Here is a 14,486-nt window from a genome sequence, read left to right on the forward strand (position 1 = left end):
TGCGTTGGCCGCCACGTTACCGGTGGACCAACGCCTCACGCGGAACTCGGCTTTGAGCACCGAAACGAAGCGCCCCGTGATAGGATAATGAGCGAAAAAACCACCAATCAACAGCAGATTGAGAAGTACCGCGACCTGTTTATCGAGATTACCGGCAAATCGACGGTAACGGAGCGACAAGAAGAAGCTCGTCTCCGGCGGACCGACGATTCGGAGAAATACCACGAACATCAGGCCCTTTCGGAGTACGTTAAAACTTCGGCGAACGCGGATGGTCTCGGAGATGCAGTCGGCGGGGCGGATTCCACTAGCGAATCGTAAGATTCTGCGGTAGTGGACCGTTCACTCATCTATCGCTAGTAAGCTAGTCTCCCGGTTTTCGGTAGTCCCCCACGACAAATGATTATAATGACCGATCCAGATCGGCACTGGTCAGAGATGGATTCACATGGCAATGAGGTCTCTCTAGATGTCACATTCGATCTACTTCGCAGTAGACGGCGACGCTACATCCTACGGTATCTCACACATCACTCCGATACCATCGAGTTACAGGAGTTAGCTGACCAACTCGTGGCGTGCGAGGAGACGCCTCTGGACGACCGGGAGCGACTCGTTACGTCTCTCTACCACGTTCATCTCCCGAAACTCGCTGACAGTGGTGTCGTCACGTTCTACCCGGAGCAACGTCTGGTCGAACCCGAGGCGACAGCAGACGCCTTGCTTCCTTATCTTGCTCTCGCCGCCAACGACGACGTTCAGACGGATGAATTCAGCCCGGGATGTGAGAGTGGCGTCGGGTAACACACCCTGAATCGACCTACAACAGAGCTACCATATACACACCATCTCCCATGTCCAAAGACCCCAATACAGCGACGAACTGCTCTCAACTCCCCACACACCCCTACCGCCGTCAGATGCTGGTTCACCTCGAACGGCATGTGACGCTCTCGTTAGCCGATATGGCGGACGAACTGGCGGTCTGGGAGAACGACTGTCCCCTTACCGAAATTCCAGCTGAGGACGTTCGAGACATCTATCTGGAACTCTATCACACACACCTCCCGCGACTGGTGCATGCCAACGTCGCCGTGTACGACCAGGAACAGGACCTCGTTTCGCGTTCGGGATACGGTGCGGCTGCAGTGGCCGATATACGCGTCGTTGACGAACAGAGTATCGACGACTACGACGATACTGTTAGCTCCTAACTGATACTTGCTATCAGTTGATTCCGGCCACTTCACACCAGTTAGAGACCGGGAAACGGAAGGTGTGGTTTATTCTATTCATGGCTTGGATGATTGATACTATTTGGATGAGTGACACTAATCCGTTCTGCGTGTCCCGACGAATGGCGATATCGACGCGAGAACTAGCCCTAGTAAGCTAGCCCTCTTACACATCTCAGTCAACTAGTCGACTAGCTATTGGGTTCGTGTCAACCAAGCACATCCCTTTGGATGCCGTCCAAACGACGTCCACCACCTGAGTGAGAAATGGTGGCAAAACAGGAGATCAAACGGTCTCCTCGGTGGAACGGTACGGTCGGTTGTCTCCGACTGAACGAATCCCGTGCAAAGGTGGTTACCGTGGTTTGGCCGGCAACAACTTACGAAGACAAATCATGTACATACATCATCACAAGCGGTTCGTAACGACGTGTTTCGCCCGAAGTCTCGGAACAATGATGTCGGCAGTCCCGGACAGACAATACCGGTGGATGCCTGTTTTGAGTAGCGGACGGAGGCCATCATGAGGGCGTTCTTTTCCTGTTCAGACGGGCAGTACTACTCAGATGTCCAGATCTGGGAACGGTTGGAGAATGATGTCTGGCACGTCTGCTGTTGGGACCCCGAAGATGGTTCGGAATGGGTAGAAACGAACGAGGGGACGCTGTTGCACTTGGTTCCGGTTGCAGAAGAGCAGTTACCCCATACGGTAACCACTGAATCGGTCGATGGTGGCCAAATCGTGGTCGCCAGATCCCACTCGTGAAACCGAGTCACCCATCGTAGGACCGCACAACTGCACTTTAGTATCGCACTATTCAGTTTATCACTCTTTCAGACAGTGTGCTCCAAACCCCATCCATAAGGAAAGTTCCACCGCGTTAGTTGCGGGTTTGTGGTGTTTTTACCCGCAAACAAGTACCGATTAGTGCACGATGATGTACATACCGCGAGAGAAGATACCAAAGCATTACTTATCGTAGTTCGCAGTGCCCTGTATGGGCCTTCGAAAACCGCCGTTATACGACGCCCACGAAGACGCTGGGGCGCATTTCACCGAGTTCGGCGGATGGGACATGCCAGTGGAGTACGACTCCATCAAGGCAGAACACGCGGCCGTCCGTGAGTCCGTTGGCATCTTCGATGTCTCACATATGAGTGAGATTGAGGTGTCTGGCCCGGACGCAACCGCGTTGATGCAACGCCTAACGACGAACGACGTGGCGGCCCTCGAACCGGGTGACTCGCAGTACTCGGCCATCGTGAACGACGAGGGCGTCATCATCGACGACACCGTCGTCTATCGACTCCCGGACCGAGATAACCGGGTGTACCTCTTCATCCCGAACGCTGGGCACGACGAAGAGATGTACGACCGGTGGGCCTCGTTCCGTGACGAGTGGGACCTCGACGCCACCGTCGAGGATGTCACCGAGGACTGGGCCATGTTCGCGGTGCAGGGTCCCGACGCACTCGACACGGTTTCCGAGGCCGCACCTGACGCCAGTTTAGGCGACCTCTCGAAGTTCCAGGCGACGTTCGCCGACGTGGCGGGCATCGAGTGCTGGGTCGCCCGAACGGGCTACACCGGCGAAGACGGCTTCGAGATTCTCTGTCCGTGGGGTGACGCCGAGACCGTGTGGTCGGCGCTGGACGCCACTCCGTGTGGACTCGGCTCCCGCGACACGCTCCGACTGGAGATGGGCTATCTGCTCTCCGGGCAGGACTTCGACCCAGAAAACGAGCCTCGAACCCCCTACGAGGCCGGTATCGGCTTCGTTGTCAAATTGGACACAGAGTTCGTGGGCCGCGACGCCCTCGAACAGCAACACGAGGCGGGCGTCGACGAAACCTTCGTCGGCTTTACCCTCCTCGACCGGGGTGTTCCCCGGCACGGCTACGACATCGCCACCGAAGACGGCGAGGTCATCGGCGTGGTGACGAGCGGGACGATGAGTCCGACCCTGTCGGAACCGATCGGTCTCGGCTACGTCCCCGTCGAATACGCGGACGACGGAACAGAGGTTCACGTCCTCGTCCGCGGCCGTGAGAAGCGCGCAGAAATCGTCACACCTCCCTTTATCAACCAATAATGTTCGAAATTCCCGACGACCGCAAGTACCTGGAATCGCACGAATGGACCACCACCGAAGGCGACACCGTCCGCATCGGTATCTCCGACTTCGCACAGGACGAACTGGGCGACGTCGTCTTCGTCGAACTCCCCACCGAGGGCGACGAACTCGACGCCGGCGACGAGTTCGGTGTCGTCGAGAGTATCAAGGCGGTTTCCGACCTCTACGCGCCGATTTCGGGAACGGTCACCGCGGTCAACGAAGCACTGTTCGACGCACCCGAACTCGTCAACGACGACCCCTACGGCGACGGCTGGATGTTCGAGATGGAACCGTCCGACACGGACGAGTTCGACGACCTCCTCTCTCCCGAGGAGTACCGCGAGCAGACGGAGTGAGATGACGGCTGGAAACGGACGGCGGGCCGGAAGCCCGTACGCCCCACATACCGACGCCGACGAAGCCGCGATGCTGGATGCAATCGGTGTCGACAGCGCCGAAGCCCTCTTCGATATCCCCGAGGAGGTCCGCTTCGACGGCGAATTCGGCATCGACGGCATGGACGAACAGGAACTCAGACAGTCGCTTGCGGACCTCTTTGCGCGCAACGAAGACCTGACTGAGTTCCTCGGCCGCGGCCACCACGCTCACTACGTGCCAGCGCTTGTTGACGACCTCTCGCGTCGCTCCGAGTTCCTCACGTCCTACACGCAGTACCAGCCTGAAATCGCGCAGGGCTTCCTGCAGGTACTCTTCGAGTACCAGTCGATGCTGGTCGAACTGACCGGGCTTCCGGTCGCGAACTGCTCGATGTACGACGCTGCGACCGCCCTCGCCGAGGCCGCACTCCTCGCAAACCGCCTTCGACGCGGCGCGAGCGGCCACCGCGTGCTCGTTCCTGAGCACCTTCACGAAGGCCGCCTCGGCGTCCTCGAAAACTACCTCGACGGCGCGGACATGGCAATCGGCGAGTACCCGATGGACGACGGCGCAGTCGACATTGACGCCCTTTCGGACCTCGTCGACGACGAGACCGTGATGGTCTACGCCGAGAGTCCGACCGTCCGCGGTGTCATCGAGGAGCGACTCACCGGCATCGGCGACCTCGCCCACGAGAACGACGCGCTGTTCTGTCTCGGCAGCGACCTCGTCGCGCTGGCGCTTCTCGAAGAACCCGCGAGCGTCGGTGCCGACGTGGTCGTCGGCGAGGCCGACGCACTCGGTGTCGGCACGGCCTACGGTATGGGTCTCGGTATCTTCGCCACCCGCGAGAAGTTCCTGCGGCAGGTCCCGGGCCGACTCGTCGGCACGTCCGAAGACACCGCCGACAAGCGGGCCTTTACGCTGACGCTCCAGACTCGCGAACAGCACATCCGCAAGGAACGTGCGACTTCGAACATCTGTACGAATCAGGCGTGGGTCGCGCTCCGAACCGCCATGCACATGGCGTGGCTCGGTCCGGACCGTCTCGTCAACCTCGCTACGGACGCCGTCACCGACGCGCGGAACCTCGCAAAGCGCCTCGACAACATTTCGGGTCTGCAAGCGCCGGTCCACGACCGACACCACTTCCGCGAGTTCGTCGTCCACACGGACCAGCCTGCACCCGCTATCACGAACGACCTCGCGGGTCGCGGCTTCGCGGTCCACGCCCTCGACGACCACTACATTCAGGTCTGTATCACCGACGTGAACGCCGATGCCGCGGATGAACTGGTCGCGGCCTTCGAGGAGGTAGCCTAATGAACTTCGACCAAGCCCGATTCAGCCGCGACGACGTGTACGAGCCGCTTCTGTCCGAAAAGGACAGCACTACCGTCGAGGTCGACTCGGAGGACGTCCTCCCGGACGACCTGACCCGCGACGAACTCACGCTACCGGGGCTTTCGGAGCCGCAGCTGGCGCGACACTACACGCGTCTGTCGCAGATGAACTACAGCGTCGAACTGGGGCCGTACCCGCTCGGGTCGTGTACGATGAAGTACAACCCGTCGTTCACCGAGGACGTTGCGGCCGACCCCAACGCCGCTGTCCACCCTGCCCGCTCCGACCGGACGGTTCAGGGGACACTCGGTCTCCTGCACGGTCTCCAGGAGTATCTCGCCGAAATCGGCGGCATGGACGCCGTGACGCTCCATCCCCCAGCGGGTGCCGCAGGCGAATTCACGGGTATTCTCGTCGCAAAAGCGTATCACGAGTCGCGCGACGACGACCGCTCGGAGATTATCATCCCCTCGTCGGCCCACGGGACGAACTTCGCATCGGCCGCCCTGGCGGGCTACGACGTGGTCGAACTCCCCTCGGACGACGATGGTCGCGTCGATATGGAGGCGCTGGACGCCGCCATCTCCGAGGAGACGGCCGCGCTCATGCTCACGAACCCGAACACGCTCGGATTGTTCGAACGCGACATCGTCGACATCGCCGAGATGGTCCACGACGCTGGCGGCCTGCTCTACTACGACGGGGCGAACCTCAACGCCCTCCTCGGGCGCGCTCGCCCCGGTGATATGGGCTTCGACATCGTTCACTACAACGTCCACAAGACGTTTGCCACGCCGCACGGCGGCGGTGGTCCCGGTGCCGGCCCGGTCGGCGTCGTCGACGAACTCGCAGAATTCCTCCCGAGTCCGATGGTTCGCGAGACGGCCGCGGGGTACGAACAGTACGAGCCGGAGTCGTCCATCGGCAAGGTTCACGGCTTCACCGGCAACTGGCTGGTGCTCATCAAGGCGTACGCCTACATCGCCCGTCTGGGCGACGACGGCCTCGCAGACTCCAGCGCGAAGGCCGTGCTGAACGCGAATTACCTCGCTTCGCAGGTGGACTTGGAGGTCCCGTACGGACCGTTCCACCACGAGTTCGCGGCGACTGCCGGCGACCGAGACGCCGCAGACGTGGCAAAGCGCATGCTCGATTACGGCGTCCACCCGCCGACGACGAAGTGGCCCGAACTCGTCTCGCAGGCGATGCTCACCGAACCCACGGAAGTCGAGGACAAGGCGTCCCTGGACGACCTCGCACACGCCTTTAACGCCGCATATGCTGACTCTGACGAGGCACTCGAATCTGCGCCCTCGAAGACGAGCGCTCGCCGCATCGACCAGGTGTCTGCGGCCCGGAACCCGCGGCTTTCGTGGCAGGCGCTCGAACAGGACGAATAACGAAGAATCTCTTTTTCGGCGGTTACGCTTCGGCTTCGACGTAGGTTTCCACGTCGTCGGTGATGTGGATGTAGCCGTAGTCGCACTCGGTGCAGTGCCACTTGGTTTTCTTGCCGAGGTGGACGAGCATGCTGGCGGCGAGGTAGAACGTGTCGTTACCGCAGACGGGGCAGTCGCGCTCGATTTCGAGGTCGCTCATACCCCGGATTCTGTCGGGGTCGTTGTTGAAGATATTGGTTCGTCGGCGGGTGTTTAACGGTGTGATAAATCAGATAGCGCGATATGAAATAGTCCGAGATGGTTCGAATCAGTACGAGAACGACTCGGATGGCCGTCCGGGGGAGGTGACACCGGGGAAGGTCCGCCTTTGACAGTCGGACTGGTTTCTCATTACGAACTCGAACGGCGGAGCGATTCAGCTACGACTGGCTAGTCAGTGTGTCAAAAGATTATCGTCTGGGGGCCGTAACCAGCGCTTGTGCCCTCCACTTCCAAACCGAATTCCTTGGGGTATCACTCACTACTGTTTGGCCTTCTCACGGTGGTCCTCGGTGCAGCGACCGTCTGGACTTTCGTACGCGGCCGAGCGTTGATTCGAGTAGTGCTTCTCGCCTCTCTGACGGCGTACGCATGCAGTAATTTACTGCTCCAGCACATTCCACACATCCAACGCCTCGCTGCGGTCCCGCTCGGCGTCGTCGGCGTGGTTGCGTACGTTCTCGGGGCACCGACGGACCTCCCGATACTTTTGATTCTCCTAGGCGTCGGCAGTCTCGTCGATTTGCTCTGGGACCCAACCGGAAACGTCTACGAGAACCAATCGGAGTAAAACTCGGCTTGCTCACCGAACAATCCGCTCAAGTTCCGACGCAATCTCCCTCGCCCGCTGCTCGTACATCTCGTCCTCTGAGTCGTACCAAAACGGAAGCGCCGCCACCGACCGCCCCATCGCAAGCACTCGGTAGAAGTCCCGCTTCGGCACCCCCGGACCGAATGGAAGCGGGTCGTAGAGCGCGTCACGAATGGGGGCCGGGTCGTCGACGTACCGCGTCAACAGGTACTCAGCGTTGACGGCGGCGAACTCCAGCGGGCCGATTTTGGCTCGTTCGAGGTCGATGACACCGGTGAGTTCATCGACACTGTTCGGCGGAGTCCCATCTCGGCTCATCAGATTCGCTGGCGAGAAGTCCGTGATAATGACAGAGGGAGATGGGGCCTCCGGTAGTCGGTTGCGGTTCGCTCGGAGGAATTCGAGCACATCCGGAACGATTGCGTTCAGCGACTCGTGGTCCGCCGCCGCGTCGTAGAGTTCGGTCCCGTACTCGACGAGCCACGACGAGCAATCGTCGTACTCGCCGACGGCGACCGGGCTACCGTCGCGGTAGTCGGTACGCTGGATGTATCCGTACCCGTCGGTGGCTCGTGCGGGAATCGACCCGAACGCGGCCATGACCGCCCCGAGAAGTCGAACCGCGGCGGGGTCCGTCGCCCGCTCCGTGTCGGGAAAGCCACCGGCCAGCGCCGCGCCGGGGCGGTGTTCCATCGCCACGAACGGAGGGGTTTGGTCGTCACCCTGGTCGAACGCGACGACTTCGGGGACCGGGAGGTCGGTGAACTCCGCGAGGAGTTGGTAGGCGGTCACGCCCGCGCGGAGGTGTCTCGGTTCGGAGTAGGTCCCGAACTTAACGACGAGTCGGTCGGTGTCTCGGTCGTCTCGGGCTTTGCCTTGGGGAGGAGAGAGAACGAATACGTCGTTGAAACCGTCGCCCACGTGCATCAACGATGCCTCCGAGAGAGGGAGATATCCTTCGAGTTCCGGCGCATCCACCCGACGGAGCGCCTGAGAAACGTCGGCACGCGTGAGAGACGACGGTGGTGTCGACATAGCAAACACCTCACGTTCACAACACAATACGATTTCGGAGCCACTGTTTCGAGCATGACAACCGACAGACTGCAATGTTTTTAGGCCGGCCTAAAATATATGTGGGCTACAGAAGATGTTCTACCGATGGCCGAAATCAACGACGACGACTGGCCGATAGTCACCGTGACGTTCGATGGTGGACCAGCAGTACAGGAAACGGAGGCGTTTCTGACGGCTTTCGACGGGTGGTTATCCCGCGAATCGGAGTTTGCTGTCCTCTTGGAGAAGCAGTCGTTTGGGGGAAGCAAAGACGAAACCAAGGAAGCGACGAAGCGGCGCGACGAGTGGCTTGCAGCGAACCGGGCGGAAATCGAGCAGTATTGTCGTGGAATCGCCGTTGTTACCGAATCTCGCACGCTATTCCGCCTCTTCAAGCCGGTGGTCAAGCGTCTGATGGGAAAGAAGTTCGGCTGCCCCGGCGTAATGTACAGTTCGCGGTCCGAGGCGCAGCAGTGGCTCGACGAACGGGTGGGTTCTCACTGAGCTCAGAGCGGTGACACTCGACTTTGGAGACACACGAACAAGAAGCGAATCTCCGCAGCGTTCAGAAGCTAGTTACGCGTCGGACGAGTCGATGCTTCCCAGTTCAGGAACTGTATCTTCTCCGGCCCGCTCCTGCAGTTTGCCGATGACGACGGAGACGGCGTAGATACCTACTGCGAACAGGACAATGACGCCCCCCGCAGTGGCCCCACCGTAGTAAGAGACACCGATACCGAGGAGGACCGCGAGTTCGGCGAGAACGACCGAGACGAGAAGCGACTCGGTGAAACTCTTGGAGACCTGCGCCGCGCCCGCGACCGGGACGACGAGCATCGCGGCGACGAGGATGACGCCCATAATCTGCATCGCACCGACGACGACCAGCGCGGTGAGCATGACCATCACGCGGTTGTACCACGTGACCGAGATGCCCGACACTGCTGCTGCGGTCTCGTCAAAGGTGACGTAAAGCAGTTGGTTCCGGGTGAGGGCAATCGTCGCGACGATGATACCGAAGAGAACGAGGAGGATAGCCGCGTTCTCCGCGGAAACGGTCGAGAGATTCCCGAAGAGATACTGGTTGATACCGACTGCGAGGCCGCCCGCGTTGAGGCTGATAAGCACCGTCCCCAGCGCGAACCCGGTCGAGAGCACGATTGCCATCGACACGTCGTTGTAGGCGTCGGTCGCCTCGGAGATGAGTTCGATGAGGAGTGCGGCGATGACGGCGACGACGACGGCCGTCAGGTACGGCGAGACGCCGAGGCTGAATACGCCGTTGAGGAACAACCCGACCGCGACACCGGCGAAGGCGGTGTGTGCGAGGGCGTCGCCGATGAGCGCGAGTTGCCTATGAACCAGAAACGTCCCGATGAGAGGAGCCATCACGCCGATGCAGAGACCGACGAGGATGGCCCGGTGCATGAACTGGTACTGGAGAAATTCGAGTCCCGTCACGTCGCGGACGACGAACAGCAGGTCCGACCAGAGCGAGAGGAACCAGTAGAGTGGTGCGAGGACCGTGTCTAACGGACCGGCCTGCAACAGGGTGAAGAGTTCGATGTGCATCACACATCACCCATGAACGTCGCGGCCGTCCCGAAGGCCCGGGCGAGCGCGTCGCTCTCGACGAAGTCGTCGGTCGGACCGTCGAAGTACACTTCACGGTTGAGACAGACGATACGCTCTGCGTGGTCAGTGACCGCGCCGAGGTCGTGCTCGATGAGGAGAATCGTGATTCCGTCCTCGTTGAGCGATTCGAGCAGGTCGTAGAACGCGTCGACCGACTCGGCGTCGACACCGACTGTTGGCTCGTCCAAGACGAGTAAGTCGGCTTCCCCGGCGAGTGCGCGGGCGATGAACGCGCGCTGGCGCTGGCCACCCGAGAGTTGGGTTACGCGTCGGTCAGCAAAGGCCGACATCCCGACCGTGGCGAGCGCTTCGTCGACGATTTTGTGGTCTTTGCCCGAGAGTATCCCGAAGCCGACGTGGGGGAACCGACCCATTTTGACGACTTCCCGAACCGTGATTGGCATCTCCTTCGAGGCGCTCGCGTGCTGAGCGACGTACCCGATACGAGCGCCGTCGTCGAACGTGCGCGAGGGTTCACCGAACAGTTGCGCCGACCCCGTATCGGGTTGGAGTAAGCCGAGGATGAGCTTCATCAGCGTCGACTTCCCCGAGCCATTCGGGCCGACGACGGCGACGTACTCGCCGGGGTTGATACGGAGCGAGATATCTTCGACGACGGGTGCCGCGGTGTACCCGAACTCGACGTTCGACAGTTCGATGAGCGGGTCCGCCGATTCGGCTGCTGATTTCGGCTCCGATTCCGGTTCAGCGTGTTCTTTATCGCTTAAAATGCTCATTCAAAGTTCCTCCACTCGTCAGCCCACCCGTCGTAGCCCGCCTCAGTTGGGGACTTGTTGCCGAGGACGACTTCGAAGGTGGGCATGTTGATTTTGTACGCGATTTCCTCGTAGCCCCAGTTGTTTTCGACCCACTCCTCGCGGACGCCCGCGTAGGGAGTCACTGGGTAGTACGACTCGACTGCGGTCTCAGCAATTAGCTGTTTCGCGGGCTTGCGCGTCTCGAAGACGCCGGCACCGATGTACTTGATGTCGTTTTCGTCGATAACGTTCTTTGCTTCCGTGATGTCCGACGGCTTCACGTCGCCGCTGGCTGCGAGATTGACCACGAGCGGGCGCATCTCGACGCCATAGCGGACGCCGATGTACTGGAACGCGTTGTGGGCTGCCAGCTGGACGACGTCCCGAGATGCGCGGTCGAAGATATCTTGGTAGTCCTGGTCGATTCGGTCGAGTACGTCGGTCTTGTACGTCGACGCGTTCTCGCGGAAGGTATCTTCGTGGTCGGGTGCGAGTTCGACCAGCCCCTCCGTGATGTTGTCGACGGAGGTTTTCGCACGCTGCGGGTCGAGCCAGAAGTGCGGGTCTTTCCCGCGACCTTGACCGACGCCCTCTTCGTCCCTGTCGAGGCTGGCGGCGAGTTCGACGAGTTCGACACCCTCGCGGACGTTGATGAGTTGGGTGTCGATGTCGTCGTCTTTCAGCGTTTGAATCGCGCGGTCTGCCCACGGCTGGAAGTCCTCTCCGACATGGATGAACGCGTCCGCTTCGATGATATCTCTCGTGACGCTCGCGTCGGGTTCCCACCCGTGGCCGTGGAGACCGGTCGGTATCAGATTCTTCACCGTGACCGGCGTGTCCTTTGTAATCTTCCGCGCGAAATCGTAGAAACTGAAGAATGACGCGACGGCAACGGGTCCATCGTCGGACCCAGAATTGGAGTTACCCCCGCTAACAGTACTACTCGTTCCACCCAGACAACCGGCGAATCCGGCGGTGGCGAGTCCGGCCCCCGCTGTAAGAATCTTCCTACGCGAGACAGCCGAATTCGTCAGACGACTTTTGTCATCCATTACAATATGAAGTAGATTACACCCAACACATATATTTGTTGCTCTAAGTATGATTTTAGACTAGTCTAATTTTGGCGAGGGCAAGCAGATAGCTGCCGGTGCAAATCTCTTTCCCGGGGGACACCCAAAGCCGAATATGGGAATCGTGTTATACGCGCTCGATGGCTGTCCGTTCTGTGAGGCGGTCCACGACGCGCTTTCGACCGCCGGTGTCGACTACGAGACACACTGGGTCGATGCGCTTCACTCCGAGCGCGATGAGGTAAAGCGAGTCAGCGGCCAGCGCGCTGTCCCCGTTCTCGTGGACGACGACCACGGCGTGACGATGGCCGAAAGCGAAAAGATTCTCCAGTACATCGACCAGACTCTCGCACAATGAAAGTATACACCGGCCGCGGCGACGAAGGAATGACCGACCTGCGGGATATGACCCGCGTGTCGAAAACGAGCCACCGAATCGAGGCGTACGGCACCGTCGACGAGGTAAATGCCATCGTCGGGACCGCCCGTCCGACCGGGTACGACGACGTGGACGAACTCCTCGAAATCGTACAGAACCACCTCCACATCGTCCAGGCGGACCTTGCAAATCCCGACCCCGACGAAGACGACCCGCAGGTCCGCGAGGAACACGTCGAAGCACTCGAAACACGAATCGACGAAGCCGACGAGGAGCTCGACCCGCTTACCTCGTTTATCCTCCCCGGCGGAAGCGAAACGGGGGCGAAACTCCACCACGCCCGCACCGTCTCCCGACGAGCGGAGCGGCGCGCCGTCTCGCTCGCCTCCGAGGAACCCATCAATGCCGAAGTCGTCGCCTATCTCAACCGACTGTCGGACGCGCTTTTCGTCTACGCTCGACTGGTCAACAAACGCGACGGCGTCCCTGAAGCGTCGCCGACATACTGAGAGTGCAGACGCTCACGGGAGGATAAGGTGTCCAGGACGGACGAATCGTGCCCACGGTATCGCCGCCCCGGAAGGGCCAGACGCTAACTGGGGGCCAACCACGGGGGGTGGTCGGTGTCCCAGTTTTAGGTACGCCTAAGAATCACTAAAGTGTATCGCTCTTTCTCTGAAATATGAGTCTTGGTATCTATTGACATAATCGTTTTCTCGTTGCCGGGACTATATGGGGGCATGAACCGACACTTCAGTGATGCGAGATACTACTTCCGACGAGGGTTTGAGCACCTGTACGACGGTCTCACCGAAGAGACAGAACCGCTCCGCCGCCGTCTGATGGAGATGCTCGGGCGTGAGGAAGCAGAGGAAGCGGGGCCGCAGACGCCTCGCGAGCGTGTCGAACGGGGTGCCCGGGAAGCGGCTACCCAAGGTCGGCAGGCCGTGCGGAAAGTCCGCAGGCGCGTGCGGTAATCCTGCCGGCAAAGGAGTCGCGTTCTGCCCCTAATCGGGGCACAACGTAAGTCTTAATTGGCGGCGCGGGAAAGCAGAATCCGTAGCCGGGTTGGTGGTCTAGCTAGGTTATGACGGCTCCTTCACACGGAGCAGGTCGGCAGTTCGAATCTGCCCCAACCCATTTTCTGATTCCTCGCAACGACGAGCGATAGCGAGGAGTCCGTGGAATCGAAAATGGAGACGGCAGATTCGAACTCGGGAGCGAAGCGAACGCAGTGAGTGGAGCGACCAAAGTTCGAATCTGCCCCAACCCACTGCGTCACGTGCTTCTCACACAATAGGAACTCGCCGATACCACAATTCAACCACCTATTGACCCGTATTCACAACGGATTCGTTCGACTCAGTTTCGTTCGATTCGGGTTCATCCGGTTCAAGGACAAGGGAGTCACCGATTTCAGATTCATTCGATTCAGACTCATTCGAATCAGGTTCGTCTGGTTCAGGGATAATCTGCTCACTAATGTCGAACCGGACTGGAACCGGACAGTCGACAACTGGCTCCGGAAGCGTGGCGTAAACCCGGTCGGCGACGTGGGCAGATTCGACGTGGATGACCAACTCCCGGTCGCCACTGACACCCCACACGCCGTCACGCTCTAGCAGGTCGTCGTCGTACCTGTCTCTGAGGTCCGAGACGGTGCAGACTGTGAATCGTTCGGTGTAATCCGGACCAACCGTGTGATAGACCGCACGGTACTCTCCGGGTGTCGTATTGGTTGGGACATCCCATGTATTGACGATGGAATCACCGGGTGAGAGCGTTGTCCCAATATCGAGAACGAGCCCCTGATCTTTGACTGTGACCCACCCATTTCGGGTTCGTTGGTGGATTTCAACGACAGCGATAGTTCCACCTCCGTGCAGAGTGACGCGTCCATCGGTTGCCGTAAACACGATCCGAAGTGGGTCGCCGGGTGAGATGGTGTCCAGATTAAGCAGCAGTGTCCCGTTCCGGCGGGCCATCGGTGCTGGCTCTGAGTGACTGAACTGGCGGTCTGAAGCGATATGTGGTGACGAACTCTCTGACACGCCCATCGGATCAGGTGCTGGCGATTGAGATGAACCGGTGGAACTCGAAAGCCCCGCCCCGAGCGTACCAACGACGACAATTAGTGCAAGCCCGACTGCGATAACCGCAACTGAAGAAGACTGAGCGCGTTTGTCGAAGCGATTCTGCACCGCTACTTTCGAGCGAATACGTTTCATTCGCCCTCCGAACTGTCGAAGCGTACTCTTCAT

At 59.9% G+C, this 14,486-nt stretch carries 19 protein-coding genes and 1 tRNA gene; 14 read left to right on the forward strand and 6 right to left on the reverse strand.

The features are described from left to right. Nucleotides 1-87 precede the first annotated feature (87 nt). The 8 genes from HFX_RS11455 to gcvPB all read left to right on the forward strand — a co-directional run bounded on the left by HFX_RS11455 (nt 88) and on the right by gcvPB (nt 6,474). Complete coding sequence (locus tag HFX_RS11455) at nt 88-321, forward strand: hypothetical protein (RefSeq protein ID WP_004059822.1); 234 nt, start codon at nt 88-90, stop codon at nt 319-321. Nucleotides 322-408: 87 nt separating this feature from the next. Then, nucleotides 409-804, forward strand: coding sequence for a DUF7344 domain-containing protein (locus HFX_RS11460; protein ID WP_238547485.1), 396 nt, complete (start codon nt 409-411; stop codon nt 802-804). A 50-nt stretch (nt 805-854) separates the two neighbouring features. Then, entirely contained in the window at nt 855-1,214 is a 360-nt protein-coding gene (locus HFX_RS11465; protein ID WP_231512874.1) for a DUF7344 domain-containing protein, read from the forward strand. Nucleotides 1,215-1,758: 544 nt separating this feature from the next. Further along, complete coding sequence (locus HFX_RS19160; RefSeq protein WP_014732493.1) at nt 1,759-2,001, forward strand: hypothetical protein; 243 nt, start codon at nt 1,759-1,761, stop codon at nt 1,999-2,001. A 232-nt stretch (nt 2,002-2,233) separates the two neighbouring features. Beyond that, nucleotides 2,234-3,328, forward strand: coding sequence for a glycine cleavage system aminomethyltransferase GcvT (gene gcvT, locus HFX_RS11470; protein ID WP_004059819.1), 1,095 nt, complete (start codon nt 2,234-2,236; stop codon nt 3,326-3,328). Continuing rightward, on the forward strand, nt 3,328-3,708 hold the full coding sequence (gcvH, locus tag HFX_RS11475; protein ID WP_004059818.1) for a glycine cleavage system protein GcvH: 381 nt from the start codon (nt 3,328-3,330) through the stop codon (nt 3,706-3,708). Before gcvT ends, gcvH begins: the two co-directional genes overlap by 1 nt. A 1-nt stretch (nt 3,709) precedes the next feature. Beyond that, nucleotides 3,710-5,053, forward strand: a complete 1,344-nt coding sequence (gene gcvPA / locus HFX_RS11480) for an aminomethyl-transferring glycine dehydrogenase subunit GcvPA (protein ID WP_004059817.1) — start codon at nt 3,710-3,712, stop codon at nt 5,051-5,053. Beyond that, nucleotides 5,053-6,474 carry an aminomethyl-transferring glycine dehydrogenase subunit GcvPB gene (gene gcvPB / locus HFX_RS11485; RefSeq protein ID WP_004059816.1) on the forward strand — a complete coding sequence of 474 codons (1,422 nt, stop codon included), beginning with the start codon at nt 5,053-5,055 and terminating at the stop codon, nt 6,472-6,474. The genes gcvPA and gcvPB overlap by 1 nt, the downstream gene beginning before the upstream one ends. Nucleotides 6,475-6,496: 22 nt before the next feature. Here gcvPB and HFX_RS20070 read toward each other — a convergent pair whose 3' ends face one another. Continuing rightward, entirely contained in the window at nt 6,497-6,673 is a 177-nt protein-coding gene (locus tag HFX_RS20070; RefSeq protein ID WP_004059815.1) for a DUF7838 family putative zinc beta-ribbon protein, read from the reverse strand. A 402-nt stretch (nt 6,674-7,075) separates the two neighbouring features. Here HFX_RS20070 and HFX_RS11490 point away from each other — a divergent pair, with 402 nt between their 5' ends. Beyond that, nucleotides 7,076-7,303 carry a hypothetical protein gene (locus HFX_RS11490; protein WP_014732492.1) on the forward strand — a complete coding sequence of 76 codons (228 nt, stop codon included), beginning with the start codon at nt 7,076-7,078 and terminating at the stop codon, nt 7,301-7,303. A 12-nt stretch (nt 7,304-7,315) separates the two neighbouring features. Here the strand turns inward: HFX_RS11490 and HFX_RS11495 are convergent, their stop codons facing one another. After that, nucleotides 7,316-8,359, reverse strand: coding sequence for a phosphotransferase family protein (locus HFX_RS11495; protein ID WP_004059813.1), 1,044 nt, complete (start codon nt 8,357-8,359; stop codon nt 7,316-7,318). Nucleotides 8,360-8,485: 126 nt separating this feature from the next. Here HFX_RS11495 and HFX_RS11500 point away from each other — a divergent pair, with 126 nt between their 5' ends. Further along, nucleotides 8,486-8,884, forward strand: a complete 399-nt coding sequence (locus HFX_RS11500; protein ID WP_004059812.1) for a hypothetical protein — start codon at nt 8,486-8,488, stop codon at nt 8,882-8,884. 72 nt (nt 8,885-8,956) lie between these two features. Here HFX_RS11500 and HFX_RS11505 read toward each other — a convergent pair whose 3' ends face one another. The 3 genes from HFX_RS11505 to HFX_RS11515 are packed head-to-tail and all read right to left on the reverse strand — an operon-like array spanning nt 8,957 to nt 11,825. Next, the gene (locus HFX_RS11505; protein ID WP_004059811.1) at nt 8,957-9,952 is read right to left on the reverse strand and encodes a metal ABC transporter permease; all 996 of its coding nucleotides are present in this window, start codon (nt 9,950-9,952) and stop codon (nt 8,957-8,959) included. Continuing rightward, complete coding sequence (locus HFX_RS11510; RefSeq protein ID WP_004059810.1) at nt 9,952-10,752, reverse strand: metal ABC transporter ATP-binding protein; 801 nt, start codon at nt 10,750-10,752, stop codon at nt 9,952-9,954. Before HFX_RS11510 ends, HFX_RS11505 begins: the two co-directional genes overlap by 1 nt. Further along, nucleotides 10,749-11,825: a metal ABC transporter substrate-binding protein gene (locus HFX_RS11515; protein ID WP_004059809.1), complete on the reverse strand. Its 1,077-nt coding sequence runs from the start codon at nt 11,823-11,825 to the stop codon at nt 10,749-10,751. Before HFX_RS11515 ends, HFX_RS11510 begins: the two co-directional genes overlap by 4 nt. A 136-nt stretch (nt 11,826-11,961) precedes the next feature. Here HFX_RS11515 and HFX_RS11520 point away from each other — a divergent pair, with 136 nt between their 5' ends. The 4 genes from HFX_RS11520 to HFX_RS11535 all read left to right on the forward strand — a co-directional run bounded on the left by HFX_RS11520 (nt 11,962) and on the right by HFX_RS11535 (nt 13,365). Next, nucleotides 11,962-12,204 (forward strand): glutaredoxin family protein, encoded by a 243-nt coding sequence (locus tag HFX_RS11520; RefSeq protein WP_004059808.1) that lies wholly within the window; start codon nt 11,962-11,964, stop codon nt 12,202-12,204. Next, complete coding sequence (locus tag HFX_RS11525; RefSeq protein ID WP_004059807.1) at nt 12,201-12,734, forward strand: cob(I)yrinic acid a,c-diamide adenosyltransferase; 534 nt, start codon at nt 12,201-12,203, stop codon at nt 12,732-12,734. The genes HFX_RS11520 and HFX_RS11525 overlap by 4 nt, the downstream gene beginning before the upstream one ends. 231 nt (nt 12,735-12,965) lie before the next feature. Further along, nucleotides 12,966-13,202: a hypothetical protein gene (locus tag HFX_RS11530; protein ID WP_004059806.1), complete on the forward strand. Its 237-nt coding sequence runs from the start codon at nt 12,966-12,968 to the stop codon at nt 13,200-13,202. 88 nt (nt 13,203-13,290) lie between these two features. After that, nucleotides 13,291-13,365 (forward strand) — tRNA-Val (locus HFX_RS11535). 188 nt (nt 13,366-13,553) lie between these two features. Here HFX_RS11535 and HFX_RS11540 read toward each other — a convergent pair. Next, a complete protein-coding gene (locus HFX_RS11540; protein ID WP_137685679.1) occupies nt 13,554-14,453 on the reverse strand; it encodes a hypothetical protein in 900 nt (299 codons plus the stop codon). Between the last annotated feature and the right edge of the window lie 33 nt (nt 14,454-14,486).

The organism is Haloferax mediterranei ATCC 33500 (assembly GCF_000306765.2).
Taxonomy (GTDB): domain Archaea; phylum Halobacteriota; class Halobacteria; order Halobacteriales; family Haloferacaceae; genus Haloferax; species Haloferax mediterranei.

Bases quoted from the DNA above. Each gene is read 5' to 3' on its own strand.
- HFX_RS11505 (WP_004059811.1), bottom strand. From the start codon at position 9,952: ATGCACATCGAACTCTTCACCCTGTTGCAGGCCGGTCCGTTAGACACG.
- HFX_RS11500 (WP_004059812.1), top strand. From the start codon at position 8,486: ATGGCCGAAATCAACGACGACGACTGGCCGATAGTCACCGTGACGTTC.
- gcvPB (WP_004059816.1), top strand. From the start codon at position 5,053: ATGAACTTCGACCAAGCCCGATTCAGCCGCGACGACGTGTACGAGCCG.
- gcvPA (WP_004059817.1), top strand. From the start codon at position 3,710: ATGACGGCTGGAAACGGACGGCGGGCCGGAAGCCCGTACGCCCCACAT.
- HFX_RS19160 (WP_014732493.1), top strand. From the start codon at position 1,759: ATGAGGGCGTTCTTTTCCTGTTCAGACGGGCAGTACTACTCAGATGTC.
- HFX_RS11510 (WP_004059810.1), bottom strand. From the start codon at position 10,752: ATGAGCATTTTAAGCGATAAAGAACACGCTGAACCGGAATCGGAGCCG.
- HFX_RS11520 (WP_004059808.1), top strand. From the start codon at position 11,962: ATGGGAATCGTGTTATACGCGCTCGATGGCTGTCCGTTCTGTGAGGCG.
- HFX_RS11460 (WP_238547485.1), top strand. From the start codon at position 409: ATGACCGATCCAGATCGGCACTGGTCAGAGATGGATTCACATGGCAAT.
- HFX_RS11455 (WP_004059822.1), top strand. From the start codon at position 88: ATGAGCGAAAAAACCACCAATCAACAGCAGATTGAGAAGTACCGCGAC.
- HFX_RS11515 (WP_004059809.1), bottom strand. From the start codon at position 11,825: ATGGATGACAAAAGTCGTCTGACGAATTCGGCTGTCTCGCGTAGGAAG.
- HFX_RS11530 (WP_004059806.1), top strand. From the start codon at position 12,966: ATGAACCGACACTTCAGTGATGCGAGATACTACTTCCGACGAGGGTTT.
- HFX_RS11465 (WP_231512874.1), top strand. From the start codon at position 855: ATGTCCAAAGACCCCAATACAGCGACGAACTGCTCTCAACTCCCCACA.
- HFX_RS11540 (WP_137685679.1), bottom strand. From the start codon at position 14,453: ATGAAACGTATTCGCTCGAAAGTAGCGGTGCAGAATCGCTTCGACAAA.
- HFX_RS20070 (WP_004059815.1), bottom strand. From the start codon at position 6,673: ATGAGCGACCTCGAAATCGAGCGCGACTGCCCCGTCTGCGGTAACGAC.
- gcvT (WP_004059819.1), top strand. From the start codon at position 2,234: ATGGGCCTTCGAAAACCGCCGTTATACGACGCCCACGAAGACGCTGGG.
- gcvH (WP_004059818.1), top strand. From the start codon at position 3,328: ATGTTCGAAATTCCCGACGACCGCAAGTACCTGGAATCGCACGAATGG.
- HFX_RS11495 (WP_004059813.1), bottom strand. From the start codon at position 8,359: ATGTCGACACCACCGTCGTCTCTCACGCGTGCCGACGTTTCTCAGGCG.
- HFX_RS11525 (WP_004059807.1), top strand. From the start codon at position 12,201: ATGAAAGTATACACCGGCCGCGGCGACGAAGGAATGACCGACCTGCGG.